At 73.5% G+C, this 15,597-nt stretch carries 7 protein-coding genes; 4 read left to right on the top strand and 3 right to left on the bottom strand.

Features of this window, described 5'->3' with window-relative positions; genetic code table 11:
- Positions 1-31 precede the first annotated feature (31 nt).
- From ACZ6B1_RS11450 to ACZ6B1_RS11460, 3 genes are all read right to left on the bottom strand, one after another.
- The gene (locus ACZ6B1_RS11450) at positions 32-1,591 is read right to left on the bottom strand and encodes an alpha/beta hydrolase (RefSeq protein ID WP_468777052.1); all 1,560 of its coding nucleotides are present in this window, start codon (positions 1,589-1,591) and stop codon (positions 32-34) included.
- A gap of 133 nt (positions 1,592-1,724) precedes the next feature.
- Complete coding sequence (locus ACZ6B1_RS11455) at positions 1,725-3,269, bottom strand: alpha/beta hydrolase (RefSeq protein ID WP_468777054.1); 1,545 nt, start codon at positions 3,267-3,269, stop codon at positions 1,725-1,727.
- Between the two features lie 86 nt (positions 3,270-3,355).
- Positions 3,356-6,166 (bottom strand): lysylphosphatidylglycerol synthase transmembrane domain-containing protein, encoded by a 2,811-nt coding sequence (locus ACZ6B1_RS11460; protein ID WP_468777056.1) that lies wholly within the window; start codon positions 6,164-6,166, stop codon positions 3,356-3,358.
- A gap of 185 nt (positions 6,167-6,351) precedes the next feature.
- Between ACZ6B1_RS11460 and ACZ6B1_RS11465 the strand changes: the two genes are divergently transcribed.
- The 4 genes from ACZ6B1_RS11465 to ACZ6B1_RS11480 all read left to right on the top strand — a co-directional run bounded on the left by ACZ6B1_RS11465 (position 6,352) and on the right by ACZ6B1_RS11480 (position 15,573).
- Positions 6,352-6,738: an MGMT family protein gene (locus ACZ6B1_RS11465; RefSeq protein ID WP_468777058.1), complete on the top strand. Its 387-nt coding sequence runs from the start codon at positions 6,352-6,354 to the stop codon at positions 6,736-6,738.
- A 275-nt stretch (positions 6,739-7,013) separates the two neighbouring features.
- Entirely contained in the window at positions 7,014-10,358 is a 3,345-nt protein-coding gene (locus ACZ6B1_RS11470) for an ATP-dependent helicase (protein WP_468777060.1), read from the top strand.
- A 113-nt stretch (positions 10,359-10,471) separates the two neighbouring features.
- Positions 10,472-14,122: a UvrD-helicase domain-containing protein gene (locus ACZ6B1_RS11475; protein WP_468777062.1), complete on the top strand. Its 3,651-nt coding sequence runs from the start codon at positions 10,472-10,474 to the stop codon at positions 14,120-14,122.
- 47 nt (positions 14,123-14,169) lie between these two features.
- Positions 14,170-15,573, top strand: a complete 1,404-nt coding sequence (locus ACZ6B1_RS11480; protein ID WP_468777064.1) for a dipeptidase — start codon at positions 14,170-14,172, stop codon at positions 15,571-15,573.
- Positions 15,574-15,597: the final 24 nt, after the last annotated feature.

Raw genomic sequence — 15,597 nt, forward strand, 5'->3', positions numbered from 1 at the left:
AACGCCCCACTCCCGGCTCCGCCGGCCGTCGTCAGGCGCAGACCTTGCCGTCCTCAGGAACCCCTCGGTAGAGCAGGTAGGAGTTCACCGTCGAGTCGACGCAGTCGCTGCCGTTGCCGTAAGCCCCGTGTCCCTCGCCCTTCCAGGTGAGCTCGACACCGACGCCCTTGCCCAGTTCTTCGGCCATCCTGCGGGCGCCCTCGTAGGGAGTCGCCGGGTCCCCGGTGTTGCCGACGAGCAGGATCGGCGCCGCACCCGGTGCGCTCACGAGCGGGGTGTCGTACTGCCCGGCCACCGGCCAGTCGTGGCACCAGCCGGCCGTGTCCCAGCCCAGGTAGCCCCCGAAGACCGGCGATATCCGCTCGAAGTCGGGCAGCAGCCGCTTCGTCCCGGCGAGCGTGGGCCGCTGCTTCTCGTCCAGGCACGATATGGCCCGCTGGGCGTGGCTCCTGGTGCCGTAACGTCCCGAGGAGTCACGCTCGTTGTACTGGTCCGCGAGTGCGAGGAGCTTCGAGCCGTCGCCCTGCTCGGCCGACTTCAGCGCACTGGTCAGTCTGGGCCAGCCGGTCTCGCTGTACAGCGGCAGGATGATGCCGGTGAGGGCGAGCGTCTGGGTCAGCTTCCGTCCGGACGCGGTCGGCAGGGGCCTGGCGTCGATGCTCTTCAGCAGTGCCGCGATCTTCCGCGTGCCCTGCTCAGGGTCCTCGCCGGTGGACCTCAGATAGTCCTCCAGCGCCCGCTGGAAGCCCCGCGCCTGGTTCTTCGCGTGGCCCACCGTGTCCGCGGTCGGATCCACCACCGCGTCGAGGACCATCCGGCCGACGCGCCGGGGGAACAGGTGGGCGTAGACGCCGCCGAGTTCGGTGCCGTAGGAGATGCCGAAGTAGTGCATCGTCCGGTCGCCCAGCACCTGCCGCAGCAGATCCATGTCGCGGGCGGTGTCGGTGGTCGAGACGTGCGCCAGCAGCCGGCCCGCGGCCCGTCGGCATCCCTTCCCGAACTCGGCGGCGTCCTGGAAGTACGCCTTCTCCTCGGCCGGCCCGTCCGGCGTGGCGTCCACGGCCTCGGCGGCCTCGATGTCCCGGTCGCCGCGGCAGCGCACGCCCTCGCTGGCGCCGACCCCGCGCGGATCGAAGCTCACCAGGTCGTAGCGCTCGCGCAGGGTGGGGACGGTGGCGCCGTAGTACGGCATCGTCGACACGCCCGAGCCGCCGGGGCCGCCGAAGTTGAACAGCAGAGAACCGATCGGGTCGCGTCCGGTCGCCCGAGCCCGGATGAGCGCGACACCGATCGTCGCACCGCTGGGCTTCGACCAGTCCAGTGGCACCTTGAGCGTGGCGCACCGCCATTCGTCGCCCGGTGCCGCGGAGTCCTCGGTGGCCGCGCACCGGTGCCAGCCGAGCTGTTGTGAGGTGAGCGAGAAGGGCGGATCCGCCGGGGACGGCGCCGCCGGTGCGGAAGCCGTGCCCTTCCGTCCGGCCGGGTCCTTTCCCTTGCCCTCGTCATGGCTCCCGCCCGAGCCGCCGCCACCGCACCCGGCCATCAGCAGCGCCGCGGCCACCCCGGCCGTCCACCGCAGAACCCGAAGCATGCGCACCCCCCTCGCAGGCCCCCCGCGTCGTGCCGCGGCAGGCGTTCACGTCATGGTAGGCGGCGGGGCGCAAGCCCATGACTGGCTGTGGATAACTCCCTGACCTGCATATTTGCCGAAATGTGCGAGGTCTTCAGGAGCAGACCGTGCCGGCTTTCGGCACCTTCCCGTCCAGCAGGTATCCGTTCACCGCGCTCTGCACGCACTTGTTCTTGCTGTCGTACGCCCCGTGCCCCTGGCCCTTGTACGTCAGCTCGACGCCGACGCCCTTGCCGAGCGCGTCCACCATCTTCTTCGCGCCCTCGTACGGCGTGGCCGGGTCGCCGGTGTTGCCGACGACGAGGATCGGCGCCGATCCCGGTGCGCTGACGTCCGGATGGTCGGCGGCGCCCGGTACCGCCCAGTCGGTGCAGCTGAGCATGCCCCAGGCCAGGTAGTCCCCGAACAGCGGGGAGACGGCCCGGAACTGCGGCAGCCGCTGCCGGACCTCGTCCGCGGTGTAGCGCGGCTTCGCGTCGGCGCAGTTGATGGCGATGTTCGCCGCGGTGATGTTGCTGTACTCGCCGTTCTCGCTGCGCCCGTTCATCGAGTCGGACAGCAGCATCAGGATCTTGCCGTCGCCCTCGTACGCCTGCTGCAGTCCCTCGGTGAGGTACTCCCAGAAGTCCTTCGAGTACAGGGCCTGCGCGATGCCGTTGGTCGCCGCGGTCTGGGTGAGCTGCCGCGGGAAGGCACCGGGGATCGGATTCTTCTCCAGGTCCGCGAGCAGTTTGGCGATGCGGTCCTTGACGTCCTGCGCGGTGTCGCCGATCGGGCAGTCCTCGGTCTTCGACGTGCAGTCCTCGGCGAAGTTGTCGAGCGCCAGCTGGAACCCCTGGGCCTGGCCGAGCGCGCTCTGCGCGGGGTCCTCGGTGGGGTCGACGACCGCGTCCAGGACCGCGCGGCCGACGTGCCCGGGGAACAGGTGGGCGTAGACGCCGCCAAGTTCGGTGCCGTAGGAGATGCCGAAGTAGTGCAGCTTGTCGTCACCGAGCACCTGGCGCATCAGTTCCATGTCGCGGGCCGCGTCGGTGGTGCGCACGTGCGGCAGGATCTTCTTGGAGTGCTTCTCGCAGTTCGCGTTGAACTCCTTGGTGCGGTCGACGAGCTGGGTCTGCTCGGCGCTGTCGTCGGGTGTGGCGTCCTGCTGGAAGTACTGGTCGAGTTGGGCGTCGCTCTCGCACTCCACCGGCACGCTCCGGCCGACTCCGCGCGGGTCGAAGCTCACCAGGTCGTACCGCGTGTTCAGGGTGGCGTAGTCCTGGCCGAACGCGGGGAGCGTGGTGACGCCGCTGCCGCCGGGGCCGCCGAAGTTGAAGATCAGCGAGCCGATCCGCTTGCTCGGGTCGCCGCTCGCCCTGGCGCGGATCAGGGCGATGTCGAGGGTGTCGCCCTTGGGCATGCTCCAGTCCACGGGCGCCTTCATGGTGGCGCACTGCCACTGGGTTCCGTCCGGCAGTGGCGACGGGGAGGAGCCACCGCCCTCCGCCGCGGAGGGGGTCGGGCAGTCCTTCCAGTCCAGCTTCTGCGCTGTCAGGTCCCCGTTCCCGGCACCGTCGCCGCACCCGGCCAGCAGGACGGCCATCAGCACGGCGCTGGTGGTCAGGGCAGCGGCACGCAGCCTGGGGGGGTTCGCCATGGTTCCATCGTGCGCGCGTGCGGGCCGGGGCGCGCGGGGCACGGGCCGTACGAGCGACGGCCGGCCCCGGCCCCTGGGGGGTGTGCCTACAGGGCGCCCTTGCGGGTGAGCTGGTTGAAGGCGAGCCAGCCGGGCAGCACCGGCAGCCACAGGGTGAGCAGCCGGTACAGCAGGACGGCCGGTGCGGCGACCTCCTTGGGGAGGCCGACGGCGATCAGGCCGAGCGTGAGGCTCGCCTCGACCGCGCCGACGCCGCCCGGGGTGGGCGCAGCGGAGCCGAGCGCGTTGCCGGCGAGGAAGACCACGGCCACGCTGGCGATGCTCAACGAGGTCGATCCGTCGCCGAAGGCACGGATGGAGGCGTCCAGGCACATCACGAAGCAGGCGGTCAGCAGCAGCATGCCGCCGATGCCGGTGACGAGCTTCTGCGGCCGCTGGAGCACGTCGAGCATGCGCGGCACGACACCGGCGAACAGCGACCTCACGCGCGTGACGACGAACTTCCGCAGGAACGGCACCGACGTCACCACCAGCACCAGCACCGCCACCGTCAGCAGGCCGGCGATGACCGTCCGGGACGGCGACAGCGACGGCGTCTTCTCGGTGCCCGTCAGATAGCCGAAGGACAGCAGCATCAGGATGTGGCAGCCGAGCCCGAACAACTGCGAGGCACCGACGCTGGCGACCGCGAGCCCCGGGCGCACTCCGGCGCGCTGCAGGAAGCGCGTGTTGAGGGCCACGCCGCCGACGGCCGCCGGAGCCACGATCTTGACGAACGATCCCGCGACCTGCGCCCCCACGGTCCTCGGGAACGGCACCCGCTCCGGTACGAATCCCAGCAGCGACATCGCGGCGGCCACATAGCTGAGCGCGGAGAACAGCACCGCCGCCAGCACCCAGCCCCACTGGGCGTTGGCGACCAGCGGGCCGAACTCGATGTGGGTGAGCTGCGTCAGCAGGAAGTACGCGCCGATCGCGCCGGCGATGAAACTGATCAGCGTGCGCGGCCGCACCCGCTCCAGGCGGGCCGGCTCCACGGGGGCCTGGGGCCTGATCCGCAGCACCTCGTGGCGGATCTGGGTGAGCAGGTCCTCCTCGCGGGCCTCCTCCAGGGCCTCGTCGATGGCCCGCTTCTCGGCCCGCTGTTCGGCCCGGACCGTCTTCTTGTCGGGCTTTCCGGGCGCGGGGCCGGCCGTCGCGGAGGCCTCCTCCGCCCGGGCCTGCTTGGCCTGCCGGGAGGCCTCGAGCACCGCCTCGCGCTCGCGCTCCGCCCGCTCCCGGCCGAGGCGGCGCAGCGTCGCACGGGTGGAGCGCGTCAGGGCGATCGGCTGCAGCATCGGCAGGCAGTCGGCGACCGCGTCCGGGCCGAGCACTCCGACGGCCGAGGCCACCGCCCGCTCGGCGCCGGCCCGCAGGCCGAGCGTGGTGATGAGCTGGGCGATGTCCATGCGCAGCAGCAGGTCGCCGGCCGCGATCTCGCCGCCGCGCAGCTCGGTGAGGATCACTTTGCCGGAACGATCCACCAGAATCGCGTCGCCGGCCAGCCTGCGGTGTGCGATCCGCCGGGACTGCAGTGCCTGCGCCTGACGCCAGGTGTTGCGCAGCAGCTCGTCGGTGATCTCCTCGTCCGCCAGGGAGTCGAGCGTGCGCCCGCCGGTGTGCTCGTAGACGAGCATGACCGCGTCCGGACCGAGCTCGGAGGTGGCGATCAGCTTGGGCGCGTTGGCGCCCGCCGCGATCGCCGCGTAGGCCAGCAGCGCCTCCTGTTCCAGGGCCTGCCGCAGTGACTGCAGGCTGGAGCGGGTGGCGAAACCGCGCAGGGTCAGGTTGCGCCAGGCCCGGTAGAAGAAGCCCTGGGCCTGCTGCTCCCGGTCGACGACCGTGACGTCCAGGGGACGGCCGTCCTCGAGGGTGACGAAGTAGCGCCGGCCGCGGTCGCCGTTCTCCGACTCCGCGGTCTCCTCACGGGCCGCCGCCACCGGGTGGAAGCCGACGTGCCGGAGGCCCGCCATCAGTGTCTGCCCGGTGGGGCGGACGTTCGGCGAGCCGACCGCGTACAGCGTGCCGTAGGCGACGGTCCAGCCGATCAGCACGGTCAGGATGATCGAGAAGGGCGTCGTGTAGCCGGTGACGAGCATCGAGAACGCGTCGAGCAGCAGCACGATCCACAGCACCGCGCGCCATCGGGGCCTGCGGGACATCCCGACGGCCGTCATGTAGGCGATGACGGGCGCGAGATAGCCGTGCACCGGGTCGGTCAGGGCGTGGATGTCGCCCGGCGAGGGCTGGGTGAGCGCCTCCTGGATGGAGCCGGGCGCGGCCCGGGCCACCCACAGGTCGGTGGCGAGGGTCACTCCGTGCGCGAGGACGGCCGCGAGCACGCCGTCGGCGATCCGCAGCCCGTCCCGTTTGATCAGCCGCTCGATCGCGAAGGCGACCGGCACCAGCAGGATCGCGATGCTGGAGGCGAGCCCCGCGATCTTGATCAGCAGGTCGGGGGCCTGCCCGGTGCCCTTGTTGATGTCCTGTTCGAGGCCCGAGGTGGTGCCGTGCGCGAACGCGGCGATCGCGAGCAGCACGGCGATGGCGAGTACGCCCACGAGCAGCCGCATGAGGTCGGAGGGACGGTGCACGCGCGCGGGAAGCAGCGGTTCGTCACCTTCCACCTCTTCCGGGTGAGCCCCGTCACCGGGGGCCTCGTCCGGCCGCGGGGTGCCGGGGGACGTCCCCTCGGCGCCGTCCGCGTCGTTCTCACGCGCGCGCGGGGCGTCGGTCACGGCGTCGCCGTCCCGGCCCGCCGCGCCGGTCCCCTCCTGGCCGGAGGCGGCGGCGTCGGGACGCGCGGACGCGTCAGGGGTGCCCGCCGCGCCTTCGGGGTGCACACCCTGCTGCTTCATCGTCTCTTCTTGGTCTCGTATCACCGGTCACCGCCCGCACGATGGTGGCATGCCCCACCGGCACTCGCGGGCATCAGGGTGCAGATGCGGGGTCGGACAGTCTGCCGGAAGCGCCGCCCGAGGGCGAGAGGGCCGCCCCCGGCCTCGGGCGCCCGTTGTCGGTGGGGTGCGGCAGGATGGGGCGAATGAGCGAGCGGAGCCCTGCCGAGGACACCCGTGACGGATGCGGGGACGCGCTGCCGGAGTACGCGGAGCGGGTCATCGAGGTCGCCGAGCTGATCCCGCCCGGGCGCGTCATGACGTACGGCGATGTCGCCGAATGGCTCGAGGAGGGGGGACCGCGCCAGGTCGGCCGGGTGATGTCCCTCTACGGGGGCAGCGTTCCGTGGTGGCGCGTGGTCCGCGCCGACGGCGTGCTGCTGCCCGGCCACGAGCTCGGCGCGCTCGCCCACTACCGGGCGGAGGGCACTCCGCTCAAGGCGGCGGGCAGGAGCGCCGAGGGCCATCTGCCGCGCCTCGACATGAGACGGGCGCGATGGGACGGCGGCACGGGCACGGACGGTCACACCTGACAGCTTCCGCCATCGGATGCCCCCGAGGGGAATCGGTGGCCCGTACGAGGGACACGGGGGACGTCCGTCGCATGACGTACGTTCGATGGTCGAGGGATGCGCGTGACACCGGGGCCACGAGGGGTCCGGGAGCCACGAGGGAAGAAGCGGAAGTCCTGCTTCCGCCCGTTGTGGCGGCGTAGCGTCGGCCGCACGTGTCCCCCTCACCCCGCGGCCACCGCCTCGCACGCGTGACCGCCCGCCCACCAGCACAACCACCAGGACCGGCGAACCACGTGAGCTCCTCCTCCACCACCAGCCGTCTGCCGCACCCTCCGGTGCGGCAGGGGAGCCGTGGCGCCTACCGGCTGGTCCGTACCCCGCCCGCCGAGCCCGATCCCCCTCGACTGGACGCCGCCCAGCGCGCCGTGGTTGACCATGGCACCGGACCGCTGCTCGTCCTCGCCGGTCCCGGCACCGGGAAGACCACCACCCTGGTGGAGTCCGTGGCCGCGCGCATCGCCCGCGGTGCCGACCCCGAACGCATCCTGGTGCTGACGTTCAGCCGCAGGGCCGCCGTCGACCTGCGCGACCGCATGGCCCTGCGCATCGGCGCGGCCCGCGCCCCCCGGGCCACCACCTTCCACTCGTACTGCTACGCCCTGCTCCGCGCCCACCAGGACAGCGGTCTGTTCGCGGAGCCGCTGCGCCTGCTCTCCGGACCCGAGCAGGACGTCACCGTCCGCGGGCTGCTCGCCGGGCAGCCCGACCTGGAGCGGCTCGGCCTGAACCACGTGCGCTGGCCCGACGAACTGCGCGCCTGCCTGACCACCCGGGGCTTCGCCGACGAGGTCCGCGCCGTCCTCGCCCGCAGCCGTGAGCTGGGCCTCGGCCCCGGCGCCCTGGACGCCTTCGCCCGCCGCATCGGCCGCCCCGACTGGCGGGCCGCCGCCGCGTTCCTCGCCGAGTACCTCGACGTCCTCGACCTCCAGGGCGTCATCGACTACGCCGAACTAGTGCACCGCGCGGTGCTGCTCGCCCACCGCCCCGAGGCCGCGGCCCGGCTCGCCGGCCGCTACGACGCCGTGTACGTCGACGAGTACCAGGACACCGACCCGGCCCAGGTCCGGCTCCTGCACGCCCTGGCCGGCGGCGGCCGCACCCTGGTGGCCTTCGGCGACCCCGACCAGTCGATCTACACCTTCCGGGGCGCCGACGTGAACGGCATCCTGGACTTCCCCGCGGCCTTCCCGTGCGCGGACGGCCGGCCCGCACCCGTCGAGGTGCTGCGCACCGCCCGCCGCTCCGGCGCAGCCCTGCTGGCCGCCACCCGCCTGATCACCCGGCGCATGCCGCTGACCCGGCTGCCCGCCGAGAAGGTGCGCGCCCACCGGGAGCCCGAGGCCGTACGCGACGGCGGCCGGGTCGAGGTCCACACCTACCCCACACCCGGCACGGAGACGGAGAACATCGCCGACATCCTGCGCCGGGCGCACCTGGAGGACGGTGTCCCCTGGAGCGACATGGCCGTCCTGGTGCGTGCAGGCTCCCGGAGCATCCCGACGCTCCGCCGGGCCCTCACCGCGGCGGGCGTCCCCCTGGACATCGACGGCGACGACCTGCCGCTGCGCCACGAGCCCGCGGTGGCACCCCTGCTCACCGCCCTCCGGACGGTGGCCACGGCCGAGTCACGGCAGGGGCCCGCGGGGGAGGAGACCGGGTCACGGCCTCCGGGAGAGGAAGCGGCAGCCGAGGAGCGCGACGTCTGCTGGCTGGACGCCGAGACCGCGCTCACCCTGCTCGCCTCCCCGCTCGCCGGCATGGACACCGCCGACCTGCGCCGCCTCGGGCGCGCCCTGCGCGAGGAGGAACGGGCCGCCGGGAACCCGCTGCCGGCCCCCTCCGACGAACTGCTCGCGCGGGCGCTCGCCGAACCCGAGCGTCTCGTCGCCCACGACCCGGCCTACGCGCGCGGGGCGCAGCGTCTGGGCGCGCTGCTCCGCACGGCCCGCGAGCGCCTCGCCGCCGGCGGTACGGCCGAGGAGGCGCTGTGGGACCTGTGGCAGGGCACGCCCTGGCCCGGCCGGCTGGAACGCGCCGCCCGGCGCGGCGGCGCGGCCGGCCGCAACGCCGACCGTGACCTGGACGCGGTGTGCGCGCTGTTCGCCACCGCCGCGCGCGCGGAGGAGCGCACCGGCGGCCGCGGCGCCCTGAACTTCCTGGAGGAGATCGAGGCCCAGGACATCGCCGCCGACACCCTCACCCGCCGGGCCGTACGCCCCGACGCCGTCCGCCTGATGACCGCGCACCGCGCCAAGGGCCTGGAGTGGCGGCTCGTCGTCGTGGCGGGCGTCCAGGAGGGGCTGTGGCCCGACCTGCGCCGCCGCGGCTCCCTGCTGGAGGCCGACCGCATCGGCCGCGACGGACTCGCCGAACCGCTCACCCCGGGCGCGCTCCTCGCCGAGGAACGCCGCCTGTTCTACGTGGCCGCCACACGCGCGCGTGAACGTCTCGTCGTCACCGCCGTGAAGGCACCGGCCGACGACGGCGACCAGCCCTCCCGCTTCCTGACCGAGCTGGGCGTCGAACCACGGGACGTCACCGGCCGGCCCCGCCGGCCGCTGTCCGTGGCCGCGCTCGTCGCCGAGCTGCGCGCCACCACCGTCGACCCGGGCGCCTCTGCCGTGCTGCGGGAGGCGGCCGCACGCCGCCTGGCCAGGCTCGCCGCCCTCGCCGACGAGGAAGGCCGGCCCCTGGTGCCGTCCGCCCACCCCGACCGCTGGTGGGGGATGTTCGAGCCGACCGAGAGCAAGGTGCCGCTGCGCGACCGGGACCAGCCCGTCGTCCTCTCCGGCAGCGCTCTCGACCAGCTCGCCAACACCTGCGCCCTGCAGTGGTTCCTGGGCCGCGAGGTGAAGGCCGACGCACCCGCCACCGCCGCCCAGGGCTTCGGCAACGTCGTCCACGTCCTCGCCGACGAGGTCGCCTCCGGCCGCAGCCCCGCCGACCTCGACGTCCTGATGGAACGCCTGGACTCGGTGTGGAACGCGCTCGCCTTCGACGCGCCCTGGAAGTCGGCCCAGGAGAAGGACAACGCGCGCGCGGCCCTCGAACGCTTCCTGAACTGGCACGTCCTGGACCGCACCGGCCGCACCCCGGTGGCGAGCGAGCAGGACTTCGACGTCACCCTCGCGGCGGGCGACTACCAGGTCCGCATCCGCGGCCAGATGGACCGGGTCGAGACGGACGGCGAGGGCCGCGCCTACGTCGTGGACTTCAAGACCGGCAAGCAGGCACCCAGCGGCGCCGAGGTGGCCCACCATCCGCAGCTCGCCGTCTATCAGCTCGCCGTCCGCGAGGGCGCCGCCGACGACGCCTTCGACGGCGTACGCCCCGGGGCCGGCGGCGCCGAACTGGTGCACCTGCGGCAGGGCGCGGCCAAACGTGACGGCGGGGAGACCCTCCCCAAGGTGCAGACCCAGGAGCCGCTCGCGGGGGAGTGGGTCGGCGAGCTGCTGGCCACCGCCGCCGGAAAGGTCCTCGACGAACGCTTCACGCCCACCACCGGCCAGCACTGCACCCACTGCGCGTTCCGTGCTTCGTGCAGCGCCCGTCCGGAGGGGCGGCACGTGGTCGAATGACCTCCCCCGAGGCACCGTGACGCACGGCACCACACACGCTGACCTGCGGTTCTTCCTGCCTGGGTAGCCGGCGCGTCCCCGGTTGTCAGTGCTCGCCGCTAGCCTCTGACGACATGCCCGCCCGTATCACCGACCCCGAGCAGCTCAAAGAGCTCCTCGGCATCCCGTTCACCCCGGAGCAGACGGCCTGCATCACCGCGCCGCCCGCCCCGCAGGTGATCGTGGCCGGAGCAGGCTCGGGCAAGACCACGGTGATGGCGGCCCGTGTGGTCTGGCTGGTCGGCACCGGCCAGGTCGCCCCCGAACAGGTGCTCGGCCTGACCTTCACGAACAAGGCCGCCGGCGAACTCGCCGAACGTGTCCGCACGGCCCTGATCAAGGCCGGCGTCACCGACCCCGAGGCCCTCCCGTCACCCGGCCGGCACCCCTCGCCGACGGCACCGCCCGCCGATCCCGCGTGGCCGGACCCGGACAACCCGCCGGGCGAGCCGGTCATCTCGACCTACCACGCCTTCGCCGGCCGGCTGCTGACCGACCACGGCCTGCGCATCGGCCTCGAACCCACCTCGCGGCTGCTCGCCGACGCCACCCGCTACCAGCTCGCCGCGCGCGTGCTGCGCGAGGCCCCCGGCCCCTACCCCGCGCTCACCCGCTCCTTCGCCGACCTCGTCAGCGACCTGCTCACCCTCGACTCCGAACTCGCCGAACACCTCGTCGACCCCGAGGAACTGCGCGCCTGGGACACCGGCCTGCTGCACACCCTGGCCGGCGCCAAGCTCACCAACGCCGATCTGCGCAAGGTCCCCGAAACCGCGGCCGCCCGCCGCGAACTGGCCGGCCTCGTCCTGCGCTACCGGGCCGCCAAACGCGAACGCGACCTGCTCGACTTCGGCGACCAGATCGCATTGTCCGCCCGCCTGGCGGGCGTCCCCGAGGTGGGCCGGCTGCTGCGCGAGGAGTTCCGCGTCGTGCTCCTGGACGAGTACCAGGACACCTCCGTCGCCCAGCGCGTCCTGCTGTCGGGCCTGTTCGGCGGCGGCACCGGCCACCCCGTGACCGCCGTCGGCGACCCCTGCCAGGCCATCTACGGCTGGCGCGGCGCCTCCGTCGCCAACCTCGACGACTTCCCCGAGCACTTCGCCCGCCGCGACGGCCACCCCGCCACCCGCCAGGCGCTCAGCGAGAACCGCCGCAGCGGCGGCCGCCTCCTCGACCTCGCCAACGGCCTCGCCGAACCGCTGCGCGCCATGCACGCGGGCGTGGAGGCCCTCCGCCCCGCCCCCGGCGCCGAGCACGACGGCACGGTCCGCTGCGCCCTGCTGCGCACCCACGCCGAGGAGACCGAATGGATCGCCGACTCCATCGCCCACCTCGTCCGCACCGGAAGGGCGCCCGGCGAGATCGCCGTGCTGTGCCGCACGGCGACCGACTTCGCCGAGATCCAGGGCGCCCTCGTCGCCCGTGACATCCCCGTCGAGGTGGTCGGCCTCTCCGGGCTGCTCCACCTGCCCGAGGTCGCCGACCTCGTCGCCGTCTGCGAGGTCCTCCAGGACCCCGGAGCCAACGCCTCCCTCGTCCGCCTGCTCACCGGCCCGCGCTGGCGCATCGGCCCCCGCGACCTCGCCCTCCTCGGCCGCCGCGCCCGCCTGCTCGTCGCCCACGCGCGCGCGAACGGCACCGACGACCCCGACCGCAGGCTCGCCGAGGCCGTCGAGGGAACCGACCCCTCCGAGGTGATATCGCTCGCGGACGCCCTGGACACGTTCCTGGAGTCCCCCCTGCACGAGGACGGGCGGGACGACGACGCACTGCCGTTCTCCCCGGACGCGCGCGTGCGCTTCGCCCGCCTCGCCGCGGAACTGCGTGACCTGCGCCGCTCCCTGTCCGACCCGCTCATGGACGTCCTGCACCGCGTCCTCGCCGTCACCGGCCTCGAGGTGGAGCTGTCCGCCTCCCCGCACGCGCTCGCCGCGCGCCGGCGCGAGACCCTGTCCAACTTCCTCGACATCGCCGCCTCCTTCGCGGCCGGCGACGCCGAGGCCACCCTGCTGGCCTTCCTCGGCTACCTGCGCACCGCCGCCCAGTACGAGAAGGGCCTCGACAACGCCCTGCCCGGCGGCGAGAACACCGTCAAGGTGCTCACCGCGCACAAGTCCAAGGGCCTGGAGTGGGACGTCGTGGTGGTCCCCGGGCTGGTGAACGGCACCTTCCCCAGCGCACAGGGCCGTGAGAAGTGGACCGCGCAGGCCAAGGTGCTTCCGCACGTCCTGCGCGGCGACACCGACACCCTGCCCGACATCGGCTCCTGGGACTCCCGGGGCATGAAGGCCTTCCACGAGGCCATGAAGGAACACCAGCACACCGAGGAACTTCGCCTCGGATACGTCACCTTCACCCGCCCCCGCTCCCTGCTCCTCGGCTCCGGCCACTGGTGGGGGCCCACCCAGAAGAAGCCGCGCGGGCCCTCCGACTTCCTCCAGGCCCTGCACGACCACTGCGCCGCCGGCCACGGCGACATCGAGGCCTGGGCCGACGAGCCCGCCGAGGACGAGGAGAACCCGGCGCTGCAGACGGCCGGCGCCGAACAGGCGTGGCCGCTGCCGCTGGACGACACCGCCCTGGCCCGGCGCCGCGCGGCCGCCGGGACCGTCCGCGCCCACCTGGACGCCCTGGCCGCCCGGCAGCACACCCGGCCGCCCGCCGACCACGACCCCGGCACCCTCGACGACCCGGACTGGCCGACACCGCCGGACGACGAGGACTTCCCGTACGGCGAGAGGATTCCGTACGAGGAGGAGATCCCGTACGACGAGCACCCGTACGACGAGGACATGCCCTACGACGCGGGGTCCTCGTATGAAGACGAAGAGCACGCACCCTCCCCGGACGAGCCCGGCGGCTGGGACTCCTGGTCCGCCGAGCGGCCGGCCGTCCCCCACCAGGCGCCCGCCCCGGACGAGCGGACCCACCTTCGGGAGCGCGCCCGCCCCGCCGAACCGGCGCACCCCGCGCCCCGCGTCCCGGGCGAGACCCGTGTCACACCCGAGGAGGCCCGCGCCATCGCCTCCTGGGACCGCGACCTCGACGCCCTCAGCGGCGAGCTGCTGCGCGCGCGCCGCGGCATCACCGACGTCCCCCTGCCGGCCACCCTCACCGCGTCACAGCTGATGCGCCTGGCCCAGGACCCCGACGGGCTCGCACAGGAACTAGCGCGCCCCATGCCGCACCCCCCGCAACCCGCCGCACGCCGAGGCACCCGCTTCCACGCCTGGGTCGAAGCCCGCTTCGAGGAACTCACCCTGCCCATGCTCGAACCGGACGAGCTGCCCGGCACCGAGGCCGAGATCACCGACGAACGCGACCTCGAAGACCTCAAGGCCGCCTTCGAACGCACCGAGTACGCCCACCGCACCCCCTGCCGGATCGAGGCCCCCTTCCAGCTCACCCTCGCCGGCCGGGTCGTACGCGGCCGCATCGACGCCGTCTACAAGAACGGCGACGGCGACCGGGCCACCTACGAGATCGTCGACTGGAAGACCCACCGCGCCCACACCGCCGACCCCCTCCAGCTCGCCGTGTACCGGCTCGCCTGGGCCGAGCAGCAGGGCGTACCGCCGGAATCGGTCACGGCCGCCTTCGTGTACGTGCGCACCGGCGAGGTGGTACGGCCCGCGGCCCTGCCGGACCGTGCAGCCCTGGAACGGCTGCTCACCGACGATCGACCGGACCACACGCGAGAGGCGGCCGGGGGCACCCGAATGTGACGTACGGCCTGCCCAGGGTGCCCCCGCGGGCCGATAGGCTCGTGAGCATGAGCCAGACCCCGGACAGCGCCGTCCGCACGTACATCGAAGAGCACCGCGCCGCCTTCCTCGACGACCTCACCGCATGGCTGCGCATCCCCTCCGTGTCGGCCCAGCCCGACCACGCGTCCGATGTACGGCGCAGCGCCGACTGGCTCGCCGCCAAGCTCAAGGAGACCGGCTTCCCGACCGCCGAGGTCTGGCCGACCCCGGGCGCCCCGGCCGTCTTCGCCGAATGGCCCTCCGGCGACCCCCAGGCACCCACCGTCCTCGTCTACGGCCACCACGACGTGCAGCCCGCCGCCCTCGAGGACGGTTGGGACAGCGAGCCCTTCGAGCCCGTCGTCCGCGGAAACCGCCTTCACGCGCGCGGGGCCGCCGACGACAAGGGCCAGGTGTTCCTCCACACACTCGGCGTCCGCGCCCACCTCGCCGCCACCGGCCGCACCGCCCCCGCGGTCAACCTCAAGCTTCTGATCGAGGGCGAGGAGGAGTCCGGCTCCCCGCACTTCCGCGACCTCGTGGAGGCGCACGCCGAACGGCTCGCAGCCGACGCCGTCATCGTCTCCGACACCGGCATGTGGTCGGAGGACACCCCGACCGTCTGCACCGGGATGCGGGGCCTCGCCGAATGCGAGATCCGTCTGTACGGCCCCGACCAGGACATCCACTCCGGCTCCTTCGGCGGTGCCGTACCCAACCCCGCCACCGCCGCGGCCCGGCTGGTCGCCGCCCTGCACGACGAGCACGCGCGCGTGGCCGTCCCCGGCTTCTACGACGGCATCGTCGAGCTGACCGACCGCGAACGCGAGCTGTTCGCCCAGCTCCCCTTCGACGAGGCGACATGGCTGCGCACCGCCAAGTCGCGCGCCACCCACGGTGAGGCCGGACACACCACCCTGGAACGCATCTGGGCCCGCCCCACCGCCGAGGTCAACGGCATCGGCGGCGGCTACCAGGGCCCTGGCAGCAAGACGATCATCCCGTCCTCCGCCACGGTGAAGCTCTCCTTCCGCCTGGTCGCGGGCCAGGACCCCGACCACATCGAGAAGGCCGTCCGCGCCTGGGCCGCCGAGCGGTTGCCCGCCGGAATCCGGCACGAGATCGACTTCGGCTCCGCCACCCGCCCGTGCCTGACCCCCCTCGACCACCCCGCACTGCAGTCCGTGGTCCGCGCCATGAGCCGCGCCTTCCAGGGGCCGGTCCGCTACACCCGCGAGGGCGGCTCCGGCCCCGCCGCCGACCTCCAGGAGGTCCTCGGCGCCCCCGTCCTCTTCCTCGGCATCTCCGTCCCCTCCGACGGCTGGCACGCCCCCAACGAGAAGGTCGAGCTCGACCTCCTCCTCAAGGGCGTCGAGACCAGCGCCTACCTGTGGGGCGACCTCGCCGGGAACTGGCGGCACGCCCCCTGACCGGCAAGCGCCGTACGGGACGGC

It is taken from the genome of Streptomyces sp. NPDC041129 (assembly GCF_055592265.1).

Coding starts and splice junctions, on each gene's coding strand:
- ACZ6B1_RS11480 (WP_468777064.1), top strand. CDS start 14,170: ATGAGCCAGACCCCGGACAGCGCCGTCCGCACGTACATCGAAGAGCAC.
- ACZ6B1_RS11450 (WP_468777052.1), bottom strand. CDS start 1,591: ATGCTTCGGGTTCTGCGGTGGACGGCCGGGGTGGCCGCGGCGCTGCTG.
- ACZ6B1_RS11465 (WP_468777058.1), top strand. CDS start 6,352: ATGAGCGAGCGGAGCCCTGCCGAGGACACCCGTGACGGATGCGGGGAC.
- ACZ6B1_RS11460 (WP_468777056.1), bottom strand. CDS start 6,166: ATGAAGCAGCAGGGTGTGCACCCCGAAGGCGCGGCGGGCACCCCTGAC.
- ACZ6B1_RS11455 (WP_468777054.1), bottom strand. CDS start 3,269: ATGGCGAACCCCCCCAGGCTGCGTGCCGCTGCCCTGACCACCAGCGCC.
- ACZ6B1_RS11475 (WP_468777062.1), top strand. CDS start 10,472: ATGCCCGCCCGTATCACCGACCCCGAGCAGCTCAAAGAGCTCCTCGGC.